The following is a 24,980-nucleotide window of genomic DNA, read 5'->3' as shown; positions in this document are numbered from 1 at the left end:
AAATTATCCCTCAAAGAAATAACTTTCTGCTAATTCACGGACAGTCATTTGTTCTGTTTCATCATTAAGTTTTGCAATTATGCTTCGTTCAATCGCTCGCATAACAGGAATATATACACCTAAATCACATGCGTCGATAATGCCACGAATACTTGCCGCTTCTTCACTTACACGTCCATCGCGAGCTAAAGGCATAAGGTCGCTTGCAAAGGCAACAAACTTTTCAATTGTTGCAACATCATTTAATTTTGATTCTGCTAATAATAGTTCTTTTAATGTGTCACCTTGAATGTAAGGAACTTCAATAATAACGAAACGGTTTTTTAATGCTTCATTTAGTTCACTTGTTCCAACGTAACCTTCGTTAATCGCAGCAATTACACGGTATTCGTCATCACCGTATACAACCTCTTGTGTAAATGGGTTTGTGATCATTTTACGGTAATCTAATGCGCCGTGAAGAAGTGGTAACGTTTCAGGTTTTGCCATATTGATTTCGTCAATATATAGGAAGTGACCGTTCTTCATTGCTTTCATAAGAGGACCGTTAACGAATGAAACTTCAGATGCACCATCTTTCGTTTGTAGTGTGTTGTATCCTAAAATACCCTCTACATCTAAGTCGACAGAGCAGTTAATGCTATGCATTGGTTTTTGGAATAAAGAAGAAAGAGTTTCCGCTAGTACTGTTTTACCACTACCAGTCGGTCCTTTTAATAGAATGTTCTTGCCAAGAAGAAGTGCTGTAATCGCATCTTCAATAATGCTATTATCAGACGCTTTATATATTTTCGTTCCGATTAAATGTGCATTTTCACCAGCTTCTTGCTTATTCTTTTCATGAATCGTAGAAAGCTGTTGTTTTAAATCAGCATGTATATGAAATTGTTCTAACATGTATTTCCCACCTAACATTATTTTCATAAAGTAATACATCTTATGATAACTTGTTTTAATATGGTATGCAAAGAAAAGGAAGGGGGATAAAGGGAAAAGAAAAAGCAATCAAGATGAAGTTGATTGCCTAAAGTAAAGGAGAAATAAGCCTCATGAAAGACTCCAATATGCGTTTTTTTATACTTCTTTTTTGGAAAGAGTTCCATTTAATTTCAGTCGAATGTTTAAAATCTTCTTCAAAATCACGTTTAATATCGTGAACTGTTTTTGATTCATAAAGTACACTAATAATTTCGTAATTCAATTCAAAGCTACGTACATCCATGTTCGCTGTTCCAATAGTTGCAATTGTATCATCAACGAGTACAATTTTTGCATGCATAAAACCATCTTTATAACTGTAAATAGAAGCACCAGCTTTTAAAAGCGGAGTGAAATAGGATTGAGATGCTTGATCACTAATGATGCTATCACTTTTACCTGGATATAAAATCCGTACATCTATTCCGGCAATTGCACTTAAGCGTAATAATGTTAAAGTTTCTTGATCTGGAATAAAGTAGGGTGTAGCGATCCAAATGGATTTTTTTGCAGAGCCCATAACAGCTAATAATGTATTACGAATACTTTTATCATCGGAGCTTGGTCCGCTTGCTACGATTTGAACAGCACCTTCTGCATTTGAAATCTCTTTACCTGGGAAGTATTGTCTATTCATGAATTGATCCCAGGAATAAGTATTTAAACCACTAGAGGCATAGAGCCAGTCTTCTAGAAAGATTGCTTGTAATTTATATAATGCTTTTCCTTCTATTTTTAAATGACTATCACGCCAAACAGGAAATTTCTTGGAACGGCCAAGATATTCATCACCGACATTGAGTCCTCCGGTAAAACCAATTTTTCCATCTACAATAACAATTTTTCGATGGTTACGATAATTGACAGTTTCAAGTAACCAAGCTGAAAAAATAGGGTCAAATTCTACAATTTCAATCCCAGCTTCTTTCATAGGTTGTAAAAATCGTCTTCTTAACGTATTACTTCCAAGGCCATCATAAAGGAAGCGTACAATAACACCATCTTTTGCTTTTTGTATTAAAGCATCTCGAACTTTTGTACCAATTTCATCAGATTTATAAATGTAGTATTGAATATGTATATGATGCTTTGCCTGCTCTATAGCTCGCAAAATTTCTGAAAATGTTTGATCTCCGTTTGTTAAAAGTTTTGTAGTTGTTTTATCTGCGGCAGGACCACCTCCAAATTTTTGTATGACTTCTGTTAAATGTATGGAACGTTCATTTAGTGGGACTGTGAGTAATAACTCTAGTCTTCTTCCTTCTAATATTTCACGGAATAATTTTCTTTGTTCTTCTGAACGATGGAGATGTTTTTTTCTTCTCCAGCGGCTGCGTCCGAAAATAGCGTATAAAAGCACACCTATAATAGGAAGAAGTGCTAATACTAAAAACCATGCTAACGTACTTTGTGGAGATCTATTTTCTATAAAAATAACGAATGAAATTCCGACAATTGTGATGGACCATAGAGCACCGACAAATGTATATAACGAAATATACGATGTATTTAATAGGAACAGAACGATAGATACAATTGTAAATATTAATAGTAATTGAACGATAGGCTTCTTCATTTCTATATAATTCCCCTAATCTTTTTTCAATATAGACTTCTTAAATAGAAGATGTAATATGACATCTTTATTATAAGGTGTTTTGCTTTTTTTACAAAATATAGACATTTCACCTATACTTTCCGCATTTGTCCTACATACAGTGTACTATCCCATTTTTTATCCCACTCTTAACGTATATGAAAATGAAAAAATCGAAAAGGAGCGGAGAAACATGAATTATATAGAAAATAATGGATTGTATTATCGAAATCATCATGGTGGGCACAATCATAACGGTGGACATCATCACCATGGAGGACACAATCACTATGATCACCATCACCATCATCATCACGGAGGCGGATGGGGCTGGGGTGGTGATAGTTCATGGGGAGGCGGATTTTTCCCTGGAAGCTTTGCAGGAGGAGTGTTAGGCGGACTGACAGCTGGTGCATTAACAGGTGCAACAAGTGGAGGGTATTATCCCGCTCCATATCCAGTAGCTTATCCATCACCATACCCTGTAACGTATCCAATGCCATACCCAGGTTATCAGCAAATACCATATTCGTATTAAACTAAAAAAGAGGCTATCCTCTTTTTTAGTTTAATACGGTATTTATTTATAAAATACTTCCAAAATTAAGGTGAAAATATGTTAATATTTTGTTATTGTAATTCAAAAACATATACATTGATGTAGAGTTTTATATTATTATTCGTGAATAGTTATGTAGTATGCTCTAATTTCTATTTCGTTATTAAAAACAAAGAGATCAGATGTGAGTGGTATTAGTTGGAAACAAGGCTTGCATAGAGACACTTAAAGGGATTGCAGTATAATAAGGCGCGAAATAATTAGGGAGATGAGAAGCTACTATTTATAATTAGAACGGTATAATATTGCTTTTTATTACAAATAATATTATGTTATTTTAATCGGTCTATTCAAAAAGATAATTTATGTAATGGGCTAGTATTAGAAAATGAAATATCTCTATTTCTATGAAGAGAAACAGGTTGTGTTTTAGTCAGATAGAAGCAAGGAGAGATGCGCATGCTAGAACAGAGAGGTCATGCATTATATGACTCTTCATTGCGAGATTTAAAGTTAGCATTAGATGAGTCTTCAATTGTTGCAATTACAGATCGAAAAGGTCTTATTACATATGTAAATGATAAATTTTGTGAAATCTCTAAATACAAAAGAGAAGAATTAATTGGAAAAGATCACCGTATTTTAAATTCAGGACATCATCCAAAAACCTTTTTTCAAGATTTATGGAAACGTATTTTGAATGGGAAAGTATGGACAGGTGAGATTCGGAATCGAGCAAAAGATGGTACATATTATTGGGTCAAAACAACAATTGTTCCATTTTTAAATGAAAAAGGAGAGCCATACCAATTTATCGCAATTCGAAATGATATTAGTAGTAGAAAAGAAGCGGAACATAGATTGCGGCTAAGTGAAAGTCGTTATAGGGAACTTGCCTATCATGATGCTTTAACGAGTTTGCCTAACCGTTTACAATTAATAACGACCGTTAACGAATTGATTGCAGATAAAAAAGAATTTGGTATGATTTACTTTGATTTGGACCGTTTTAAATTAGTAAATGATACATTAGGTCATATGATAGGGGATTTACTTTTAAGTGAAGTTGCTTCAAGGTTGCATTATGTACTAGGAGAGAAAGATGTTCTGGCTAGGCTAGGTGGCGACGAATTTGTGCTGTTAACAAAAAATCATAGACAAGATGATATGAGTCAGTTAGCGACATCTGTGTTGTCATGTTTTCAGGCACCATTTATGCTGGAAGGCCATGAAGTATACATTTCAGCTAGTCTAGGACTTTGTTCTTATCCACAAGACGGACAAGATGTGGAAACGTTATTGAAAAACTCTGACTTAGCTATGTATAGTGCAAAAGAACAGGGGAGAAACGCTGCGTGTTTCTTTACAGATGAGCTACGCGCGAAAATAAATCGTAGAATGAAAGTTGAGTTTGCTTTGCAAAAGGCAATTCGTGATGAAGAGTTAGATGTAGCATTGCAGCCTATTATTGATTTGAAAACGAAGAGATATTCTGGTATAGAAGCTCTAGTACGTTGTATGACAGAAGACGGACCTATTTCACCAAGCGAATTTATCCCTGTAGCTGAAGAGTCTGGACTTATTATAAAACTAGGAGACTGGGTATTAGAAAAATCATGTCGCTTGTTTAAAACATTGCCGAATTATCAAGAAGGACTAAAGTTATCTGTGAATTTATCTATACAACAATTAATGCAGAAACGTTTTATTTTATCAGTACGTAGCATTTTAAAGAGAACTGGCTTTCCTCCGAACCGTTTAATATTAGAAATAACGGAAAGCATTGCAGTCCGTCATTTTGATTATATTATTGCTACATTACAAGAATTAAGAAATATGGGTGTTTTAATTGCTTTGGATGATTTCGGGACTGGCTATTCTTCCTTATATTATTTAAAACAACTACCACTGGATATTGTAAAAATTGATCGTAATTTTATTCGTGAATTTCATTATGATCACGCACAACCAGAACGAACGATTGTAAAATCCGTTATTGAAATTGCTCATAGTTTAAATTTAGCAGTAGTTGCTGAAGGAGTAGAAACAGTAGAGCAAGAGAGTTTGTTACAATCAATGAGCTGTGATTATGTACAGGGATTTTATTATGCGAAACCTTTATCTGTAGGAGAGCTAAAAGAAAAGTTAATTACAGATTTTTAATAAAAAAGAGAAGCCAGCAGCTTCTCTTTATTTAATCCGTTTTTTGTGAGTCTTTCATTAGTACTGGATAAAGAATAAGACCTAATACGAACAATCCAATTCCTAAGAAGAATGTTTTTAAATCAGCAGTTCCCGTTTTGATAACCCAAATGGAGTATATCAACGCTAATGTCGTAATGATTCCATCTTTTACTCGAGATCCTGGCAGTATATCATACGTTTCTCCTGTAATAACTAATTTTAATTGGTACAAGGTAGAAACAAGGTATGGAATTAAATAGGCTAATGTTGCTACGACGATAGCGAAACTATACGCTTCTGAAACAGTACCAGAAATCGTTGAAAATAAGAAAATTTGCGTCATTACATTTGTAATCAATAGTGATTTTGAAGGACTACCTTTTTTATTTGTTTTCCCGAAAAACTTAGGGAAAAGTCCATTTTTTGCTGCCTGGTAAGGTACTTCTGAACTAACAACAATCCAGCCAACTGTAGATCCAAATAAAGATATAAGAGCGAGTAAAGCCATTATATATGCACCTTTATTTCCAATTGCTAAATTTAATGCGTCTACTAATGGTTTTTGAGACTCTTTTAAAGCATCTTGCGGAAGAGCTCCCATTGTAAGTAAAGTAATTGACATGTAAATAAGAAGAGCGATAATTAATCCGAAAATCGTAGCTTTTTTTACATCGCGCTGTGATTTTGCACGATTAGAAAGCATAACTGCTGATTCAATACCGATAAATGCCCAGAGTGTTGCAATAGCAGCTGAATTGATTTGTCCACCTAATGAGATTGATTGTCCTGCTTCATTCATAAAGGTTTGACCGTCTCCGAAATTAGAGGCGTTGAAAATGAACAATGTAATTACAATAAACATTGTAAATCCGATAATTTTTGCAATAGTAGCAAGTAGATTCATATTTCCAGCTCGATCAATATTTTGCGAAAGAATATATTGAATTCCCCACAGCATAAGGCTACATACGAGGAAAGTTAATCCTTTTCCGAGCTCCAGTGAAAATCCATTTATTGAAAAAAGAATTTGCTTACTTTGTAAAACTGGAAAGAATGTTGATAAATATCCAGCAAAGGAAATAATAACAGATGCTGTTGCAGCCCAGTTAGCAGCCCAATATCCCCATGCCATACTATATCCTGCAACTTTACCAGCTTTTTTTGAAGGAAACATCGCTTGAGCATAGCTTTGTGGTCCAGCTTTTAATTCTGGTTTCCGAATCGCTAAATTTCCAAATACAAGTGCAATCATAAATACTCCAAGGCCTGTAATACTCCATGCGAGTGTAGAACCCATTGGACCTGATACTTGTGCTAAATTTGCTGGAAGCATAAATACGCCACCGCCAACCATATTCCCGATAACAAATGCTGTTAAAACCCATAATCCCCACTTTTTCGTTTCCATTTTTGTTAACTCCTTTGTAGTAAGTTTTGCTTAAACATCATTTTTTACTAGCTTTTTGACAATAAAAAAAGAGCCATGTAGATAAAAAAATACCTACATGGCTCTTTTGCCAAAGCGTAGGTACAACGGGAATAACCCTTGTACCTACGCGTAATTTTTCCGCTAGGTTTCAAGGGTTACGTATGATGATGATGTTTTTGTGCAAATGTAACTACAGTTGTTGTATAAGTAAGCATAGTTCTTTGCTCCCTTTCTCCTCTGATTTTGAAGTTAGTATACTACATGTTTTTTTGAATGAAAAGAAAAATATAAAAATTTTTATAAAAATACGTTTTAAAGATTAAATATTTACCTATATTTTTCTTGTACTGGAAAATAAGTGAGAGATTGGCAGAAGAGTGAAGCATGTTATAATACATATAGAATTAGAAGGTGACAAGGGGCTATTGTAGATGATGAGTAAGTATGAACAAATTTATACAGAAATCAGTAAATCTATTGATAATAAACAATTAAAAGAGGGATGCAAAATCCCATCAGAAACAGAATTAATGAAGCAGTATGAGGCAAGCCGAGGCACGGTGAGAAAAGCTGTAGATTTACTGCAAGAGCGTGGATATGTGCAAAAAATTCATGGAAAAGGTGTTTTTGTTTTAAAGCGAAAAAATATTGAATTTAATTTTGGCGGTATTGTAAGTTTCCAAGAAGAAAATGAACGTTTGGGACGTCATTGTATTACGGAAGTTGTGGAAATGGACAAAGAAAAAGCCACAAAAGAAATTGCAAAATTATTAAATGTAAAAGAAAAAACAGAGATTGATCATATTAAACGTGTACGAAATATTGATGGAGAAAAAGTAATTTTAGATATAAATCATTTTGTATCTGAGTTTATTCCAGGATTAACGAAAGAAATTGCAACTGCATCGATTTATAAATACATCGAGAAAGAGCTTGGGCTACATATTAGTTATTCGCAGAGGGTAATTGAAGTACAGCCATGTACAGAGGATGACAGAAAGTATTTAGATTTAAATGGAACAGACTATGTTGTCGTTGTGAAAAACTTTACACATTTGTATGATGGAAGTCAGTTTGAATATACAGAATCACGCCACCGTTTAGATATTTTTCACTTTTCGGATGTGGCACGCAGGAAGTAAAGAGGTGGAACAAAATATTGTTTCATCTCTTTTTTTTATAAAAAAAAAACACAAACTCGTATATACGAGTGTTGACTAACTTATATATACGAGTTAATATGTAATTGTAAACGGTATCAAAAAAAGAAAAGAGGGACGGGAATATGGGGAAAGACTATCGTAAAACAGCAGAGGAAGTGTTGCAGTATATTGGTGGGAAAGACAATATTGAACAAGCTGCACATTGTGTGACGAGGCTCCGTATCGCTTTAAAAGATGAAAGTAAAATAGATAATGATAAATTACAGTCTGTTTCATTAGTGAAAGGAGCGTTTCATAACGCTGGTATATTTCAAGTTGTAATTGGTCCAGGGGATGTAGATCGTGTTTACGCTGAATTGATAACGCTTGCAGGTATGAAAGAATCGACTGTAGCTGACGTAAAAGACTCTGGAAATCAGAAGTTAAATCCAGCTCAAAAGTTTGTAAAAATATTTTCGGATGTATTTATGCCGATATTACCAGCGATCGTAACAGCTGGTTTACTAATGGGTATTAACAATCTATTAGGCGCAAAGGACTTATTTTTTGATGGGAAAAATTTATTAGATGTTTATCCGAACTTAGGCGGGCTTTGGGATTTAATTAATATGATGGCCAATACAGCATTCGTATTCTTACCAGCACTTGTCGGTTGGTCAGCAACGAAGCGTTTTGGTGGTAGTCCAATACTAGGGATTGTTATGGGATTAATGCTTGTGCACCCGGCCTTATTAAACGCTTGGGACTATGGAAAAGCAGCGACTGGTTTAGAGGGTCAAAAGATTGAGTACTTCAATATTTTAGGACTATTCCAAATTGAGAAGGTAGGATATCAAGGACAAATTTTACCCGTTTTAGTAGCAGCATTTGTATTAAGTAAAGTGGAAATTTTCTTAAAGAAACATGTACCAAATGCAATTCAATTATTAGTTGTACCAATTACAACAATCGTTGTGACAGGTGTGTTAGCACTAGGAATTATCGGTCCGGTTACACGTCATATTGGAGATTTATTAACAGTAGGATTAGTAGGTGTATATGAAACAGTACCAGTAGTTGGAGCAGTATTATTTGGAGCGTTATATGCACCGCTTGTAATTACAGGTATGCATCATATGTTTATTGCAATTGATTTACAATTGATTGCACAACATGGCGGGACATTTATTTGGCCGATGATCGCTCTTTCTAACATTGCGCAAGGTAGTGCGGCACTTGCGATGTTCTGGATTTCTAAAAATCAAAATGATAAAAGTATGGCATCAACATCAGCCATTTCAGCATACTTCGGTATTACAGAACCAGCGATGTTTGGGGTGAATTTACGAAATAAGTTCCCGTTCTATGCAGCGATTATAGGGTCTGCTGTGGCAGCGATATTCATTACATTAAATGGTGTATTAGCGCCTGCTATCGGAATTGGCGGATTGCCAGCATTTATTTCTATCATTCCGAAATCGATTCCAATGTTTATTGTAGGAATGATTATTGCAGTTGTAATCCCGTTTACTTTAACATGGTTATTTGCAAAAAGAGTCAAACAGAAGTAGGAGGAAGTTAAACATGAAGGATTGGCATAAAAGTGTAGTCTATCAAATTTATCCGAAGAGCTTTAATAGTTATTACAATAGAGAAACCGGGGATATAAAAGGTGTTACAGAGAAACTAGATTATTTAAAAGAACTCGGAGTGGATTATATATGGTTAACACCGATATACCAATCACCACAAAATGATAATGGATATGATGTAAGTGATTACTACAGCATTGATCCATCTTACGGAACGATGGAAGAGTTTGAAGAACTTTTAGCAGAAGCGAAAGTACGTAACATTGAGATTATGCTTGATATTGTTGTAAATCATAGTTCGACTGAACATAAGTGGTTTAAAGAAGCGAAGGAAGATAAAAATAGTCCATATCGTAATTACTATATTTGGCGTGATGAAAAAAATAATTGGCAGTCTAAGTTTGGTGGATCTGCTTGGAAATATGATGAGAAGACGGAGCAATATTATTTACATTTATTTGATGAAACACAAGCTGATTTAAATTGGGAAAATGAAAAACTTCGTGAAGAAGTATATGATATGATGCGTTTTTGGCTGGATAAAGGAGTAACAGGATTCCGATTAGATGTCATTAACTTAATTTCAAAAGACCAATGTTTCTTAAACGATGAAGGTAGTACTGCGACAAGTGATGGACGCAAGTATTATACAGATGGTCCGCGTGTTCATGAATATTTACAAGAGATGAACCGAAATGTTTTTGCAGGAAAAGATGTCATTACAGTTGGAGAAATGTCATCTACGACAATTGATAATTGTATTAAATATTCTAATCCTGAGCGTAATGAATTAAGCATGACGTTTAGTTTCCATCATTTAAAAGTAGATTATCCGAATGGTGATAAGTGGACGAAAGCAGAGTTTGATTTTATTAAATTAAAAGAGATTATGTCTAGCTGGCAAATTGAAATGCAAAAGGGCGGAGGATGGAATGCGTTATTTTGGTGTAATCATGATCAGCCTCGCATCGTGTCACGCTTTGGTGATGATGGAAAGTACCGAAACGAATCTGCAAAAATGTTAGCGACAGCCATGCACATGCTGCAAGGAACGCCTTATATTTATCAAGGGGAAGAAATCGGTATGACGAATCCTAAATTTGAGTCCATCGAGCAATATCGTGATGTGGAATCGTTAAATATATACGATATAAAGCTAAAAGAAGGGCTATCAAAAGAAGAGATTATAGGGATTTTAAAGCAAAAATCTCGTGACAACTCCCGTACTCCAATGCAGTGGAATGAAGAGATGAACAGTGGCTTTACAACAAGTACACCTTGGATTTCAGTGGCTGAAAACTTTAAAGAAATAAACGTAGAGAAGGCATTAGAAGATAAAGAGTCCGTATTTTATCATTATAAAAAGTTAATAGAACTTAGAAAAACGTATGATGTTCTTACAGAAGGAGAATATGCTATTTTGGATGAAAATCATCCTAAGATTTGGGCATATACACGTACTGTAAATGATGAGGTATTACTTGTTATCAATAACTTCTATGGAGAAGAAATAACGTACTCTGTACAAGCGCACGTTCAATTAGATGGAATGAAACAAGAAGTACTACTGTCGAATTATAAAGATGCCAGCAAGGATATTGCAAAACTTAACTTAAGACCATATGAATCAATTGTGTATCGATATACGAAATAAAAGGTTGTATGCCTATGCGGCATACAACCTTTTATTTTAGTACACCACTATACAAAATGTTTACCTCTACCTCAGGTTTGAATTTTACTTTTGCATAATCTTTATTCCAATTTTTCTTCTTCCATAAGTCAGGGTGGTAGGCGATAAGGTGTCTGCCGATACCGAAAGCATCACAGTTTGCTTTTTGTAACTTTTTCGTTATCTTTTTAGCTTCTTTCGTAAGTTGTTTAGACAATTCTTTATTTAGTTTTTTTCTTTCATCCATTTTGTAAAGATTATCTCTCGGAGCTTCAAGCGCTATAACTTTTAGTTGGAGCTTAATGTGAGCATAAACATTTCCTTTTTTATCTGTTGTTATTTTTAAGTCGCGTTTTAACTTTCGATTGCTAATTTCCATTGTTAAATAATCAGATGTTTTCTCTGATTCATCGCTAGTAAGCTTTTGGGTTATACGGGCACTTGTTCCCATTTTTCCAGTTAATAATACGAATAAAACAGATTGTTTCAAAGATAAATGCCCAGTTAATTTATCATTATTAAATAAAGCTAGACCGTTTGTAATCACTTCTTTTCCTTTTATTTTTATAGAAGGGAGGGTAAAGTCTTTACCGGGATCTAACATTTTTGTAGCAGCTGTTTCTAAAGTTTCTTTTGGAAACACACTCATATCTTCTAAACTTTTCACTTTTTTCTTTAGAAAATCTCCAATTAGTAAATTTCCTACTTTCTTTTTTTCTAGTATCTCGGATGTTTCACCATCTACTGCAATAAGTTTTACTAAAGCAGTTGGGTTTGTTGGGTCCCGAAAGCTGACATCTAAATAAGGTAATATACCTTTTTTTAGAATTTTGGTTCCAAGTAATTGAACACCATATTTAAAATAACGAATATTTCCGGTTACATTTTTTTTTAGGGCATCGCTTGTATCCCTTATGTTATGCCCGGTGGCTGAATGTATTTCATTCTCGAATGAAGATTGTTCGCCGCTTGAACTTTTTACGAGCTCAATTGTTTGCTGGAGTTTATTCTTTTCTGTAATATCAGATCCAATACTATAAGCTAATCTCGCTTCTCTTAATGGTTCTTGATCCCAACAGCCAGAAAGGAGGGAACTAGTACATAATATAAAAAGTAATTTAACTCTTTTTTGGAACATACTGTTCTCCTTTCTTATTTCTTATTACTGAATAAAGTAGAAATAAAAGAGGGAGGACAACGATGAAAATATACGTGAACTTATCAGTGAAAGTTGAAATTACTTTTAATTCTTCAGGTGTATCTATAAATAAGGCTACACTAAAAGCAATAATACCGACGATTGGAACAGCTTTTTTATGATTAGCAAGATTGAATATATGCCCAACTCCGATTGAAGCAGCGCAATAATAACTAGCAATAGAAGCCACAACTGTTATCATCCATATTGGTATAAATAGTAAATCAGTCCGGTCTATAATCCCGATATGTAAGGAGCGTAATAAGTAAGCAACTGGTTCTGGAATAAGCTCGATTTGTTTTGGACTAAATACGATAAAGCAAATCCAAACAGTAAAAGTATAAAAAAGTGTTACAAATCCATTAGCGATAGAAATGGCCTTCAGTTTTGCGACAGAACTGCCATTTACTTTTGGAAAAGCGATAAGAATGATTTCAAAACCATACATAGCTGTAATTGTTTCCTTGGATGCTTGAATTATATTCCACCAGCCGGCTTCTGTAATCGGAAAAATATAAGAAAAATCAGCTCGTGAAAACCCTAGTGCAATTAAAAGAGCCATGGGCAAAATGAGAATAGAAGCCATGACATAAAATCGTACGATGACTTTAAATGTATTATAGGCTATATAGCAGCAAGCTATCGTAAATAGTAAGAGAATTGCGTACCAAGGGGTCGCTTGCAAAACCCACACTTTAATGACATTACAAGCATTTAACATAACTGTCATACCGATAAGAGTAAAATAAAAAACATAAGCAAAGCCTAATAGTTTTCCAAACTTATTACCAAATAGCATACAAACACTTTCATACATATCTGCATCAGGGAATCGTTTTAAGAAAAGCCACATTAGTAAAATAATAAGCTGAATCGCAAGCCCGGCGATGAGCGCGGAAATCCATCCACCACCTTTTGCTATTGGGTGAAGACGGTTAGGCAGGGAAAGTATACCCACTCCAATTTGGCATTGAATAACGAAAAAGGTAAATTGAACTAGCGAAATTTTACTTTGCGTGTTTGTCACCGTTCTCATCCTCTCTCGTTACATGTTGGCGCTGCATTTTTTTCGGTTTTGGATCATGTGGTCGTTCCCAAAATGACCAAATTGGTAGTCTTACAAAAGAATCTTTCATATCTTTAATCCGCATTGGTGCAACAGGAGAAAGATATGGTGTATGAAAAGAATGAAGCTGACATAGGTGAACGAAAGTTATAATTAGACCGAATGATATTCCTACATATCCAAATATGGCAGCAAGGAGCATTAATGGAAAACGAAGAATTCGAACAGCTGAACTCATATCGTTTGATGGAACGAGAAAAGATGAGATTGCAGTTAAAGCTACAACGATAATCATCGTATAAGAAACAAGTCCGGCTTTTACAATTGCATCACCAATTACTAAACCGCCTACAATACCGATTGTTTGTCCAACTCTGCTTGGCAAACGAATACCAGCTTCCCGTAATAACTCGAAAATTAGCTCCATTAAGAGAGCTTCAAAAATAGGAGGAAGTGGTACTTTCTCTAATGAAGCTTTAATTGTATACACAAGTTCAAGCGGCAATACATCAGGATGAAAGGCTACGGTTGCGATATATATAGCTGGTAAGAGAAAAGCAATCAAGAAACTCACTAAGCGAATCATTCGGACGAAAGAACCGACAATCCAGCGGTTATTATAATCGTCTGGTGATTGATAGAAGGCAAATAACGTAACAGGAACGATAAGCGCTGTTGGGTCTCCATCAGATAAAATAGCAACTCGTCCTTCCATTAAATTTGCTGCGACTCTATCTGGACGCTCTGTATTTAATTGCTGTGGAAATGGTGAGAAAGATGTATCCTCTATAAATTCTTGTATATATCCCGGAGGCATAAGTGCATCTGTCTTAATCGTTTCTAACCTTCTTTTTACTTCTGTAACTAAATCGTCATTCGCTATGTTTTGCATATAAGCAATTGCCACTTTCGTATGCATTTCTTCACCAAGTGTGAAATATTTAACGACGATATTTGGACTTTTTATGAGTTTACGAATGGAAGCTAAATTGGTTGCTAAATCTTCTACAAAACCAGTATGTGGTCCACGTACAATGCCTTCATTATCAGGCTCAGCTATATCTCTCTTTAAAGATAAAGCTGTTTCAAAAATACAAAAACTGTCGACTTGTTCATGAAAATATAATGATTTTCCTTGTAATAAAAGTTGCACACCGTAATTTAAATTTGTTTCTTTTTTCATATTTAATGTGGCAAAAGCTTTATCTAAAGACAAATCCGACCGAGTTAATAAAGGCTCAAGAGCTAATTGATGGATTAAATTGGGGTCTGCTAAAGATTCGATATATAAGATTATTCCTTTTCCGTTTTGAAAAGGGAGATCTAATTTTTTTATATCATCAGAATGAGAAAGTTTATTTTCAATGTAACTAATGTTCTCCGGAAGTGATGGAAACATATGCTTTTGTTTTTTACTCTCTTGTTGTTCTTTTTTCTCTGTCATAATTTCCACCTCTTTTAAAGTGCAATTGTTTCTGTTAATTTTTGTCGTTTGTGAGAAATTTATGCTTGAATTATTTTTTTAAAAGAGGGTTGAAGGTTACGTTACATTGTCTTTTGTGCATTATTCAATTTCATAGCAGTACTTCTAACATTTGTGTCGAATTAAGAAGATATATAGGAGGGATATATATGGAAATAGCTGTAGAACGTGTTTTTACGAAAGAGATTTTAAAAAGAGCAGCGAATTTGTTTCATGTAACAGTAGAAGAAAAGCCACTTGGAGATTTTGAGAATTATATTTTTAAGGCGAAGGGTGATAATGATGAAGATTACGTATTACGTTTAACACATTCTTCTCATCGTTCTAAACAAGAGGTAGAGGCTGAACTAGATTTTTTACGATATGTTGCGGAGAATGGGGCAAAGGTAGCAGGACCTCTTTATTCAACGTCTCGAAATCTCGTAGAAGAAATCGTAGCAGAGGATGGGACTTTCTTTTTCGCTTCTTTATTTATATATGCAAAAGGTGAGCAAGTAAAAGGAGCAGAATCGCCTTATTGGGGAGATGCTTATTTTGAAGCGTGGGGAAAAGCGATTGGGCAACTGCATCGCCTTACAATGGATTATCCTAAAACAGACTACCGTGATACGTGGGAAGAAGACGAAAGTGGAATTGTTAATGAATTAGAAGATGGTCAAGTGAAAGAGATTGCAGCGGTATTAATGGATGAAATTAAGGCTCTTCCAGTTGAAAGAGAAACGTTCGGTCTTATGCACGGTGATATTCATCAAGGTAATTTTCATTATGATGGTAAAGAGCTAACAATCTTTGATTTTGATGATGCTGCTTATAATTACTTTATACATGATTTAGCGATGGTTTTATACTACTCTGTTCTATTTACACCGTGGACAGCAGAAGAGAAGACAGATTTTGCTCGTAAACAGTTACAAGTGTTACGAAAAGGATATGAGTATGAGCACAGGCTGGCGGATAGTTGGTATGAATCGTTACCACTATTTTTACGTTTACGTGATATAGGTTTATATGGAACGCTTCAAAAGAAGTTTAAAGGGAAAGATATGCCTGATAACTTCTTGAAATTATCAGAAGAGCTATACGAAAGAATTATTAAAAGAGAAGCAATTGTGAATATATAATACATTTAGTTCAAAACAAAGTATATAAAACAAATATATACTTTGTTTTTTTATACAAAAATATGTTTACTTTATTAAAATAATATTGTCCTAGATTCGGTATGCACTTATAATTTTATATATATTCTGAATATTCTTTATAAAAAAGGAGGGGGAATGTTGGAAACTTTCGTAAATTGGTTAAATAATATTGTTTGGAGTCCAGCACTTGTTTATTTATGTTTAGGAGTAGGTTTATATTTTTCTATTCGAACGAAGTTTTTACAAGTAAGGCACGTAGGAGAAATGGTGAAGCTGACATTTCAAGGAGAAAAATCAGAGGCTGGTGTTTCTTCATTCCAAGCGTTAGCACTTTCGTTATCAGGACGTGTTGGAACAGGAAATATCGCTGGGGTAGCAACAGCCGTTGCATTCGGTGGACCAGGAGCTGTATTTTGGATGTGGGCAGTAGCCTTTTTAGGAGCAGGATCAGCTTATGTAGAATCAACACTCGCGCAAATATATAAGACGAAACATCAAGGACAATTTCGTGGTGGACCTGCTTATTACATTGAAAAAGGTTTAGGTGTGAAATGGTATGCTTTAGTATTCGTTGCAGCGACAATTCTTGCAACGGGGCTTTTACTACCAGGTGTGCAAGCAAATAGTATTGCTGTAAGTTTAGAAACTGCTTTTGGTATTAATACTACCGCATCAGGGGCTATATTAGTTGTCGTATTAGCTCTTATCATTTTCGGTGGAGTAAAGCGAATTGTTAACGTAGCGCAAGTTGTCGTACCGTTTATGGCAATAGGCTATATTTTAGTAGCTTGCGTCATTGTTGCTATGAATATTGAAAAATTGCCAGAAGCATTTATGTTAATTATAAGAAGTGCATTTGCATTAGAAGCTGCTTTCGGTGGTATTATCGGTTTAGCAATCTCTTGGGGGGTAAAACGTGGTATTTATTCCAATGAAGCAGGACAAGGGACTGGACCACACGCAGCAGCAGCAGCCGAAGTATCACATCCAGCTAAGCAAGGTTTAGTGCAAGCATTTTCCGTTTACATTGATACATTATTTGTTTGTTCAGCAACAGCATTTATGATGATTATTACAGGCATGTATAACGTATTTGATGCAAGCGGAAAAAACTTTATCGTTAATAAACTAAATGGTGCTCAGCCAGGACCAGGATATACACAGGCGGCGGTAGAATCTGTTTTTCCTGGATTTGGAAACGGTTTCGTTGCAATCTCGTTATTATTCTTCGCGTTTACAACAATTATGGCGTATTACTACATTGCAGAAACGAATATTGCATACTTAAATCGTGATAAAGACCGTCCTTGGATGTCTATGGTACTAAAGTTTGTATTTTTAGGAGCTGTATTCTATGGCTGTATAAAAACAGCAGCAACAGCTTGGGCTTTAGGCGACATTGGGGTAGGAATTATGGCATGGGTAAATATCATTGCGATTTTACTATTACAAAAACCTGCATTAGTCGCATTAAAGGATTATGAAAAACAGAAAAAAGAAGGAAAAGATCCAGTATTCGATCCAGGGCCATTAGGAATTAAAAATGCTGATTTTTGGGAGCATGAATACGGGAAAGATAAGAAAGAAGAAGTATCTTAACAGAATAGAAATGAAGAAGCAAAGGGGAAACCCTTTGCTTTTTTTTATGGACAAATTGAAGCTAAAAGTTATTTTTGGGACTATTTTTGAATATAAAAAGAATGTACATGCATTGTTAGGGGAAGGGGGAGTATGTTGATAGAATTTCGTAATGTAAATAAATATTATGGTAACTTTCAAGTTTTGAAAAATATTAATGTGCAAGTGAAAAAAGGGGAAGTGGTAGTAGTTGTCGGGCCTTCAGGATCAGGAAAAAGTACATTGCTTCGATGTATAAATCAATTAGAGGCAATTACAGATGGAGAATTAATTGTACAAAATACAGAGGTACACAATAAAAAAACGGACATGAATGAATTGCGGCGAAATATTGGGATGGTCTTTCAACATTTTTATTTATATCCACATAAAACGGTTCTTCAAAATATTACATTAGCACCGATTAAAGTAAATAAAGTTTCCAAAGAAGAAGCAGAGAAAACAGCAATGTTTTATTTAGAGAAAGTAGGAATCCCGGAGAAGGCTAACGTATATCCGCATCAATTATCCGGAGGACAACAGCAAAGGGTAGCAATTGCTAGAGGACTTGCAATGCAGCCGGAAATTATGCTATTCGATGAGCCTACGTCTGCTCTTGATCCAGAGATGATTGGAGAGGTACTTGATGTTATGAAAGCACTGGCTAAAGAAGGGATGACAATGGTCGTTGTCACGCATGAAATGGGATTTGCTAGAGAGGTAGCAGATCGGATTTTATTTATGGATGATGGTCAAATTATTGAAGATACAACACCGGCGCACTTTTTTGCAAACCCTGAACAAGAAAGAGCTCGTTTATTTTTAAGTCGGGTGCTAAATCATTAGAGGAGGAATTTCATGCTTAAAATGAAAAAGTTATTTATTTTAATCGTATTTTCATGTTTATTCGTGCTTGTTGTTGCTGGATGCGGAAGTAAGAAAGATGAGACAAAGGAAACAAATACGAAGCAAGGCGGGGCTGTTGAGCAAATTAAGAAACGAGGGAAATTAGTAGTTGGGGTGAAGAATGATACGAATTTATTTGGATTAAAAAATCCTTCAACAGGGCAGGTAGAAGGATTCGATGTTGATGTCGCGAAGGCACTTGCGAAAAAGATTCTTGGAGATGAAAAGAAGCTAGAGCTGAAAGAAGTAACGTCTAAAACACGTATTCCAATGCTGAAAAATGGTGATATTGATGCAATTATTGCAACAATGACAATTACGGAAGAACGCAAAAAAGAAGTGGATTTTTCAGATGTATATTTTAAAGCAGGACAATCGTTACTTGTGAAAAAAGGAAGCAATATTAAGAGCGTTGATGATATAAAACAAGGCGTTAAAGTATTAGCTGTAAAAGGGTCAACATCTACAAATAACATTCGTCAAAAGTCACCAGAAGCGACTGTATTAGAGTTTGAAAATTATAGTGAGGCATTTACAGCGTTAAAGGCAGGTAAAGGTGATGTGTTAACGACAGATAATGCGATCCTTTACGGAATGGCAAAACAAGATTCTAATTATGAAGTAGTAGGAAAAATTTTCACAGATGAACCGTATGGAATTGCAGTGCAAAAAGGGGCAGATGATTTAACGAAAGAGATTAATACTTTAATTAAAGACATGAAAGCAAGCGGAGAGTATGACAAATTATATGAGAAGTGGATTGGACAAAAACCAGAAAAGTAGATAGTAAAAGTGAGAGGATGAGAGTACTCATCCTCTTCTTGTAAAGAAAGAGGGGAGAATATGTGCCTGATTTTTCTATATTAACGAATAACATTGATATGTATTTAGAAGGGTTTAAATATACAGTTATGTCTAGTGTAATTGCATTGATAGGTAGTTTTATTTTAGGAGTAATTTTGGCAGTAATGCGTATTGCACCTATTCGTATTTTAAATTGGATAGGATCAGCTTTTGTGGAGTTTGTAAGAAATATTCCACTCGTATTAATTGCATTTATATTCTATTTTGCTTTACCTGTAATAGGAATTACTTTAAATGGTTTTGTAGCAGGAACAGTTACGCTTACGGTATATACGGCAGCTTTTATTGCAGAAGTAATTCGCGCTGGTATTTTATCAGTTGCGAAAGGGCAGATGGAAGCTGCTCGCTCTTCAGGGCTAACGTATGTGCAGGCGATGTATTATGTTGTCTTACCCCAAGCAGTGAAAATTGTAATTCCCCCTTTAGGAAACCAGTTTCTCAATTTAGTTAAAAACTCCTCAATACTTGGAATTATTGCTGGTGCTGATTTAATGTATCAAGGAGATTTAATTTCAACGAAGACGTTTGTTACGTTTGATGTTTATATATTTGTCGGGATGTTTTATTTAATATTAACAATTCCGCTCAGTATGCTAGTGCGTTATTTAGAAAAACGCTTGGCAAAGGAGGCGGTGTAAATGGATTTCAAGGGAGCAATTACAGGAGATCATATTCTATTTTTATTAAAAGGATTACTTATAACATTAGAGGTAGCGCTCATAGCAATTGTACTTAGTTTTATTATTGGAAGTGTAATCGGTATATTGCGCTACACGAAAATACCTGTCGTCTCACAAGTATTAGGAGTTATAGTTGAAGTGATTCGAAACTTACCACTACTGTTAATTATATTTTTCACGTATTTTGCACTTCCAGAAGCAGGCTTGAAATTAGAAATTATAACAGCTGCAATTGTTGCTTTAACAATATTTGAGGCAGCAATGATATCTGAAATTGTTAGAAGTGGTCTATTGTCTATTGAAAAAGGGCAGGTTGAAGCCGCAAGATCTTCGGGATTAACGTATGTTCAAGCGCTGTGGCATATTATTTTGCCACAAGCATTAAGGAGAATGGTTCCGCCGCTTGTCAGTCAATTTATTTCATTGCTGAAGGATACGTCGCTAGCGGTTGTTATATCACTCCCTGAGCTTATGCATAATGCTCAAATTATTAGCGGGCAAAATGTGAATTACATGATTCCAACATTTATATTAGTAGCTTGTATGTACTTTATCGTAAATTATAGTTTATCAATTTTATCCAGAAGATTAGAACTTCGTTAACCCTTACAATATATGTAAGGGTTTTTTCCTTGTTTCTCCTTATTTTCCTCTAAATAGAATCTAAATCTTACGATAATTAGATTTTTTATATTATTTTATCAGAAAAGTTTTAATTTTATATAGAAAATGTAATCGCTTTCGTGTATATTTTTATTATCAGAAAATTTTAACAAGATATAGGGGTATGGTAGGGGGAGGATTTAGATGCAGCAACCAACGAATGAGAAATTACATCGCACGATGAAGAGTAGACATTTATTTATGATCGCACTTGGTGGTGTAATCGGAACTGGTTTTTTCTTAGGTTCAGGTTACACTATTAATCAGGCTGGACCAGGGGGGGCCATCCTTTCATATTTAGTAGGCGGATTTATTATGTATTTAACAATGCTTTGTCTTGGAGAGTTAACGGTAGCGATGCCGGTTTCAGGATCTTTCCAAAAGTATGCGACGAAGTTTATTGGACCAGGAACAGGCTTTATGATTGGCTGGTTATACTGGCTCGGCTGGGCAGTAACAGTGGGTCTAGAATTAACGTCAATCGGTTTAATGATGAAAAGATGGTTTCCAAATGTTGATGTTTGGGTATGGTGCCTTGTATTCGGTGTTATTTTATATGCTTCAAACGCAATTTCGGCGAAAAGTTATGCCGAATTAGAATTTTGGTTCTCTAGTATTAAAGTAATTACAATTCTTGCATTTGTTGTGCTTGGTGGTAGTGCGTTATTAGGATTTATATCATATGACGGAAAAGAAGCAGCACCTCTTTTCTCTAACTTTGTAAGCGATGGTGGACTTTTCCCGAATGGACTAGCTGCCGTATTACTTACAATGATTACAGTTAACTTCTCGTTCCAAGGAACAGAGTTAATTGGAATTGCAGCGGGAGAAAGTGAAAATCCAGAAAAAACAATTCCACGTGCAATCCGTAATACAGTATGGCGCATTATGTTATTCTTCATTTTAACAATGACGATTTTAGTAGGATTAATTTCTTGGAAAGAAGCAGGCGTAATTGAAAGTCCATTCGTAGTCGTATTTGATAAAATTGGTATTCCATACGCAGCTGATATTATGAACTTCGTTATTATTACTGCGTTATTATCTGTAGCGAACTCTGGATTATATGCAGCGACGCGTATACTATGGTCACTTGCAAATGAGGGAATGGCACCAACTTCCTTCCAGAAAGTAAATAAGCGTGGTATTCCAATTACAGCGCTAGTCGTAACGATTGCGGTAGCTGGATTATCTCTATTCACAAGTTTCCTTGCAGAAGATACAGTATACATGTATTTATTATCGATAGCTGGTTTATCGGCTGTTTCAAGTTGGATCATTATTGCTCTATCGCAACTTCGCTTTAGAAGTCAGTATATAAAAGGCGGAGGAAAGTTAGAGGACTTAAAGTATAGAACACCACTATACCCAATTGTCCCGATTTTAGCCTTAATTACAAATAGCATTGTTGTTATTAGTTTAGCGTTTATTCCTGAACAAAGAATGGCGTTATACTGTGGTATTCCATTTATCATTTTCTGCTATATATATTATTATATTAGTAAGAAACGGCAGAAACCGATGAAAGTGGAGATGGAAAAAACAAATGAAACTAACAATCAAACACGATGATATAAAGGCAGATTTATCGTACGCTCAATTAGCGATTGGAAAAGAAAACGGGTATTCACCGTTACAATTACTCATTTCTTCTATCGCAGGATGTAGTGCAATTGTCTTTCGAACAATTTTAGAAAAGAAACGTATTACATACGATACGTTTACAATCGAAACTGAAATTGGTAGAAGTGAAGCGTTATCGAAGCCAGTTGAAAGTGTTCATTTGCACTATAAAATTAAAGCGCAAAACATTACAGAAGAGCAACTGGACAAGGCGCTGCAACTTGCAGTGAAAAATTGTACGATTGTTCAATCTGTAAAAGATAGTATAAAGGTTACGGAAACAATTGAATTAATAAAGTGAAACTGTAATCAGTGGGAGTGTTTATCCCCCACTGATTACTAGTTGAACCAATCGGGCTTTTACGGGCAGTTGATCTCCTATTTCACTTCTTTGCTTTACAGCAGAATTTTGAGATAGGGATCTTACTGCCCGTTAATGCGGGATAAAATGAAACATAAAAACGTGAGAATACGGCTCTCACGTTTTTATGTTTTTAATAAAGGGGGAAATATGATGGAATGTTTAGGGTGTAAATTAGCAAACGAAGAGGAAAAAATATATAAAATATATGAAGATGACTATGTAACATGTTTTTTAGATCATGCGCCTTTCTACCTAGGACATACTTTAATTGTGCCAAAGCAACATGTTGTAGAAGTAGATGAATTAAATGATGTTGTAGCAAAATCCGTTATGGATGCTTCTAAGCTTATTGCAAAAGCGATTAAGGTATTATATAAACCTGACGGAATTACGATTTGTCAAAATGGTGGAATCTTTAATGAACTTACGCACTATCATATGCATGTTGTACCGAGATATAAAGAGCGTTCATTTGCTGAGTTTTATACGGTAAAGCCGGGAGAAAAGAAGAATCATAATTTGGAAGAAATAAAGACGTTGTTAAAAGAAGAGATAGAGAAAATACTGCACACTAAAAAGGCGTAAGAGAATTTCTCTTACGCCTTTTTAGTCTTCATACATACTTAAAACTTCTTTCGCACGCATACGTAAACCATCTATCAATTCTGTCGGTTCTAAAACTTTTGCATCTTTTCCGAGTCTATAAAATAAAGGGGTAATAAAATTGATTTCTCCTTTATCAATTGTTGAATTTATATATCCTGTCCCATCCTCGTTTATTATAACGAATTCCTCAAGATAAGGGACGCTTTTACATTGGCGTACGCCTTCTGTTGTCAGTAAAACATGTAACTGAGTAGGGATGTGTACTACGTTAGAGTTAGAGGCAAACCACTCTTCTAAATTCATGAATGTATCCTCATTTTCTTCCGTTGATAATATGGAAAGAATACGATCGATGCGATACAGTAATACTTTTTTTCTACTGAAGTCATAGGACGGTAAGTACCATAACCCGTCGTGAGCATATACACCAATCGGATGAACATGTTTTGTTTTTATCCCTGATTTAGATTCGTATTGAAAGTGTAAATTTTTATTTTCAATAGCCGCTGTTAACACTTCGTTTAAAAGTGGGGTCTCAATTGTTCTCTTCGGATTCCAAAAGGCGATATAAGAACGTATTTTATCAACTTTCACTTTCGCATCATGTTGTAGAGAGCTATATAGTTTATGAGTGACAGAATTGATTTCTGTATTAAAAGGCAAGTCTCTGTAGTAGCTTAAAGATTGAAAGGCAAAAAAGATGGAGACTGCTTCTTCTTCCGTAAATAAGATAGGTGGAATGACCCTAGTTGTTAATACTTTATAGCCGCCGTTACGACCTTGTTCTGCGTAAATGGGCAACCCCATATCACTTAAATCTAAAATGTATCTATGGACAGTACGAACGGAGATATTAAATTCATCAGCTATTTCTTGCGCTGTAAATGTCTTTTTGGCAGAAGCAAATATAAGAATATCTAATAAGCGTTTAGCTTTTGACAAATGTATCACCTTTTTTCTTTTTAACATGACATAAATTGTCATGTTTTATTGTTAGTATATTGTTTACATCATATGTTATCAAGATGAGATGCAAGGAGGAAAAGATATGTCACGTGAAATAGTTTTATTTATTGCGGCGAGCTTAGATGGATATATTGCGAAAGAAAATGATGATTTAGAGTGGTTAATGGAAACAGAAGGAGAGGGAGATAACGGTTATACAGAAATGTATGAAACAATTGATACAATAATTATGGGAAAGAAAACGTACGACTATGTAGTAGAGCATACGGAAACATTCCCGTACTTAGATAAATCATGTTATGTTTTTTCTCGTTCAGAAAAAGGTTCAGACGGAAACGTAGAGTTTGTAAATGAAGATGTAGTGGAGTTTACAAAAAGGTTAAAAGCAAAAGAAGGATCTAAAATATGGATGGTTGGTGGAGGAGAGCTACTGAGAGAATTCTTTAAGAATAATCTAATTGATGAATATGTTGTTACGATTACACCGCATATATTAGGTTCTGGAGTTCCGTTATTTCAAGACAAGAATCCGCAAATTAATTTAACTTTAACGGATACGAAACGTTTTGGGCAATTTGTAAATTTATATTATAAAGTAAAATGATAAAGTGAAACTTTAATCAGTGGGGGGTTTTGTTCATCTCCCACT

At 35.0% G+C, this 24,980-nt stretch carries 22 protein-coding genes; 15 read left to right on the top strand and 7 right to left on the bottom strand.

From position 1 onward, the window contains the following. Positions 1-3: 3 nt before the first annotated feature. Together DN404_RS05395 and DN404_RS05390 are read right to left on the bottom strand one after the other, a co-directional pair. Positions 4-897: an ATP-binding protein gene (locus tag DN404_RS05395; protein WP_000892973.1), complete on the bottom strand. Its 894-nt coding sequence runs from the start codon at positions 895-897 to the stop codon at positions 4-6. A gap of 127 nt (positions 898-1,024) precedes the next feature. Then, on the bottom strand, positions 1,025-2,554 hold the full coding sequence (locus DN404_RS05390; protein ID WP_000743031.1) for a cardiolipin synthase: 1,530 nt from the start codon (positions 2,552-2,554) through the stop codon (positions 1,025-1,027). Between the two features lie 214 nt (positions 2,555-2,768). Between DN404_RS05390 and DN404_RS05385 the strand changes: the two genes are divergently transcribed. After that, positions 2,769-3,113: a cobalt transporter gene (locus DN404_RS05385; RefSeq protein WP_149214802.1), complete on the top strand. Its 345-nt coding sequence runs from the start codon at positions 2,769-2,771 to the stop codon at positions 3,111-3,113. 480 nt (positions 3,114-3,593) lie between these two features. Continuing rightward, positions 3,594-5,297 carry a putative bifunctional diguanylate cyclase/phosphodiesterase gene (locus DN404_RS05380; protein WP_000893345.1) on the top strand — a complete coding sequence of 568 codons (1,704 nt, stop codon included), beginning with the start codon at positions 3,594-3,596 and terminating at the stop codon, positions 5,295-5,297. 31 nt (positions 5,298-5,328) lie between these two features. Here DN404_RS05380 and DN404_RS05375 read toward each other — a convergent pair whose 3' ends face one another. Further along, entirely contained in the window at positions 5,329-6,726 is a 1,398-nt protein-coding gene (locus DN404_RS05375) for an amino acid permease (protein ID WP_000448447.1), read from the bottom strand. A 452-nt stretch (positions 6,727-7,178) separates the two neighbouring features. Between DN404_RS05375 and treR the strand changes: the two genes are divergently transcribed. The 3 genes from treR (at position 7,179) to treC (ending at position 11,135) form a co-directional block, all read left to right on the top strand. Beyond that, the gene (treR, locus tag DN404_RS05370) at positions 7,179-7,889 is read left to right on the top strand and encodes a trehalose operon repressor (protein WP_000987242.1); all 711 of its coding nucleotides are present in this window, start codon (positions 7,179-7,181) and stop codon (positions 7,887-7,889) included. 143 nt (positions 7,890-8,032) lie between these two features. Next, positions 8,033-9,460, top strand: coding sequence for a PTS system trehalose-specific EIIBC component (treP, locus tag DN404_RS05365; RefSeq protein ID WP_000513942.1), 1,428 nt, complete (start codon positions 8,033-8,035; stop codon positions 9,458-9,460). 13 nt (positions 9,461-9,473) lie between these two features. Beyond that, on the top strand, positions 9,474-11,135 hold the full coding sequence (treC, locus tag DN404_RS05360) for an alpha,alpha-phosphotrehalase (protein ID WP_061113572.1): 1,662 nt from the start codon (positions 9,474-9,476) through the stop codon (positions 11,133-11,135). Positions 11,136-11,166: 31 nt separating this feature from the next. On the opposite strand, the gene gerKC is transcribed toward treC, so the two are convergent. From gerKC to gerKA, 3 genes are read right to left on the bottom strand one after another with little or no spacing between them, the layout of a single operon-like run. Further along, entirely contained in the window at positions 11,167-12,291 is a 1,125-nt protein-coding gene (gene gerKC / locus DN404_RS05355; protein ID WP_102956300.1) for a spore germination protein GerKC, read from the bottom strand. Then, a complete protein-coding gene (locus DN404_RS05350; RefSeq protein WP_102956302.1) occupies positions 12,272-13,378 on the bottom strand; it encodes a GerAB/ArcD/ProY family transporter in 1,107 nt (368 codons plus the stop codon). Before DN404_RS05350 ends, gerKC begins: the two co-directional genes overlap by 20 nt. Beyond that, a complete protein-coding gene (gene gerKA / locus DN404_RS05345; protein ID WP_102956304.1) occupies positions 13,359-14,861 on the bottom strand; it encodes a spore germination protein GerKA in 1,503 nt (500 codons plus the stop codon). Before gerKA ends, DN404_RS05350 begins: the two co-directional genes overlap by 20 nt. A gap of 188 nt (positions 14,862-15,049) precedes the next feature. On the opposite strand from gerKA, the gene DN404_RS05340 reads away from it, so the two are divergent. From DN404_RS05340 to DN404_RS05295, 9 genes are all read left to right on the top strand, one after another. Further along, the gene (locus tag DN404_RS05340; protein WP_000401644.1) at positions 15,050-16,021 is read left to right on the top strand and encodes a phosphotransferase enzyme family protein; all 972 of its coding nucleotides are present in this window, start codon (positions 15,050-15,052) and stop codon (positions 16,019-16,021) included. 159 nt (positions 16,022-16,180) lie between these two features. Beyond that, positions 16,181-17,641, top strand: coding sequence for an alanine/glycine:cation symporter family protein (locus tag DN404_RS05335; protein ID WP_000447396.1), 1,461 nt, complete (start codon positions 16,181-16,183; stop codon positions 17,639-17,641). 132 nt (positions 17,642-17,773) lie between these two features. Then, positions 17,774-18,505, top strand: a complete 732-nt coding sequence (locus DN404_RS05325; RefSeq protein ID WP_050552230.1) for an amino acid ABC transporter ATP-binding protein — start codon at positions 17,774-17,776, stop codon at positions 18,503-18,505. A gap of 12 nt (positions 18,506-18,517) precedes the next feature. Then, positions 18,518-19,348, top strand: a complete 831-nt coding sequence (glnH, locus tag DN404_RS05320; protein WP_113303370.1) for a glutamine ABC transporter substrate-binding protein GlnH — start codon at positions 18,518-18,520, stop codon at positions 19,346-19,348. Positions 19,349-19,410: 62 nt separating this feature from the next. Beyond that, positions 19,411-20,067, top strand: a complete 657-nt coding sequence (locus DN404_RS05315; RefSeq protein ID WP_001112667.1) for an amino acid ABC transporter permease — start codon at positions 19,411-19,413, stop codon at positions 20,065-20,067. Then, positions 20,068-20,712, top strand: coding sequence for an amino acid ABC transporter permease (locus DN404_RS05310; RefSeq protein ID WP_000345958.1), 645 nt, complete (start codon positions 20,068-20,070; stop codon positions 20,710-20,712). A gap of 204 nt (positions 20,713-20,916) precedes the next feature. After that, complete coding sequence (locus DN404_RS05305) at positions 20,917-22,344, top strand: amino acid permease (RefSeq protein WP_001187097.1); 1,428 nt, start codon at positions 20,917-20,919, stop codon at positions 22,342-22,344. Then, positions 22,319-22,696 carry an OsmC family protein gene (locus DN404_RS05300; protein WP_149214801.1) on the top strand — a complete coding sequence of 126 codons (378 nt, stop codon included), beginning with the start codon at positions 22,319-22,321 and terminating at the stop codon, positions 22,694-22,696. The genes DN404_RS05305 and DN404_RS05300 overlap by 26 nt, the downstream gene beginning before the upstream one ends. A gap of 147 nt (positions 22,697-22,843) precedes the next feature. Beyond that, the gene (locus DN404_RS05295) at positions 22,844-23,344 is read left to right on the top strand and encodes an HIT family protein (RefSeq protein WP_149214800.1); all 501 of its coding nucleotides are present in this window, start codon (positions 22,844-22,846) and stop codon (positions 23,342-23,344) included. Positions 23,345-23,365: 21 nt separating this feature from the next. On the opposite strand, the gene DN404_RS05290 is transcribed toward DN404_RS05295, so the two are convergent. Then, positions 23,366-24,349, bottom strand: coding sequence for a helix-turn-helix transcriptional regulator (locus DN404_RS05290; RefSeq protein WP_179951857.1), 984 nt, complete (start codon positions 24,347-24,349; stop codon positions 23,366-23,368). Positions 24,350-24,413: 64 nt separating this feature from the next. Here DN404_RS05290 and DN404_RS05285 point away from each other — a divergent pair, with 64 nt between their 5' ends. Further along, on the top strand, positions 24,414-24,935 hold the full coding sequence (locus DN404_RS05285) for a dihydrofolate reductase family protein (RefSeq protein WP_103621728.1): 522 nt from the start codon (positions 24,414-24,416) through the stop codon (positions 24,933-24,935). The last annotated feature ends 45 nt before the right edge of the window (positions 24,936-24,980 follow it).

The sequence above is a fragment of the Bacillus sp. TE8-1 genome, from assembly GCF_008368855.1.
In the GTDB taxonomy this organism is placed as follows: domain Bacteria; phylum Bacillota; class Bacilli; order Bacillales; family Bacillaceae_G; genus Bacillus_A; species Bacillus_A cereus.
The sequence above is the reverse complement of the archived record's forward strand: the minus strand, read 5'-3'. Positions and strand labels throughout refer to the sequence as shown.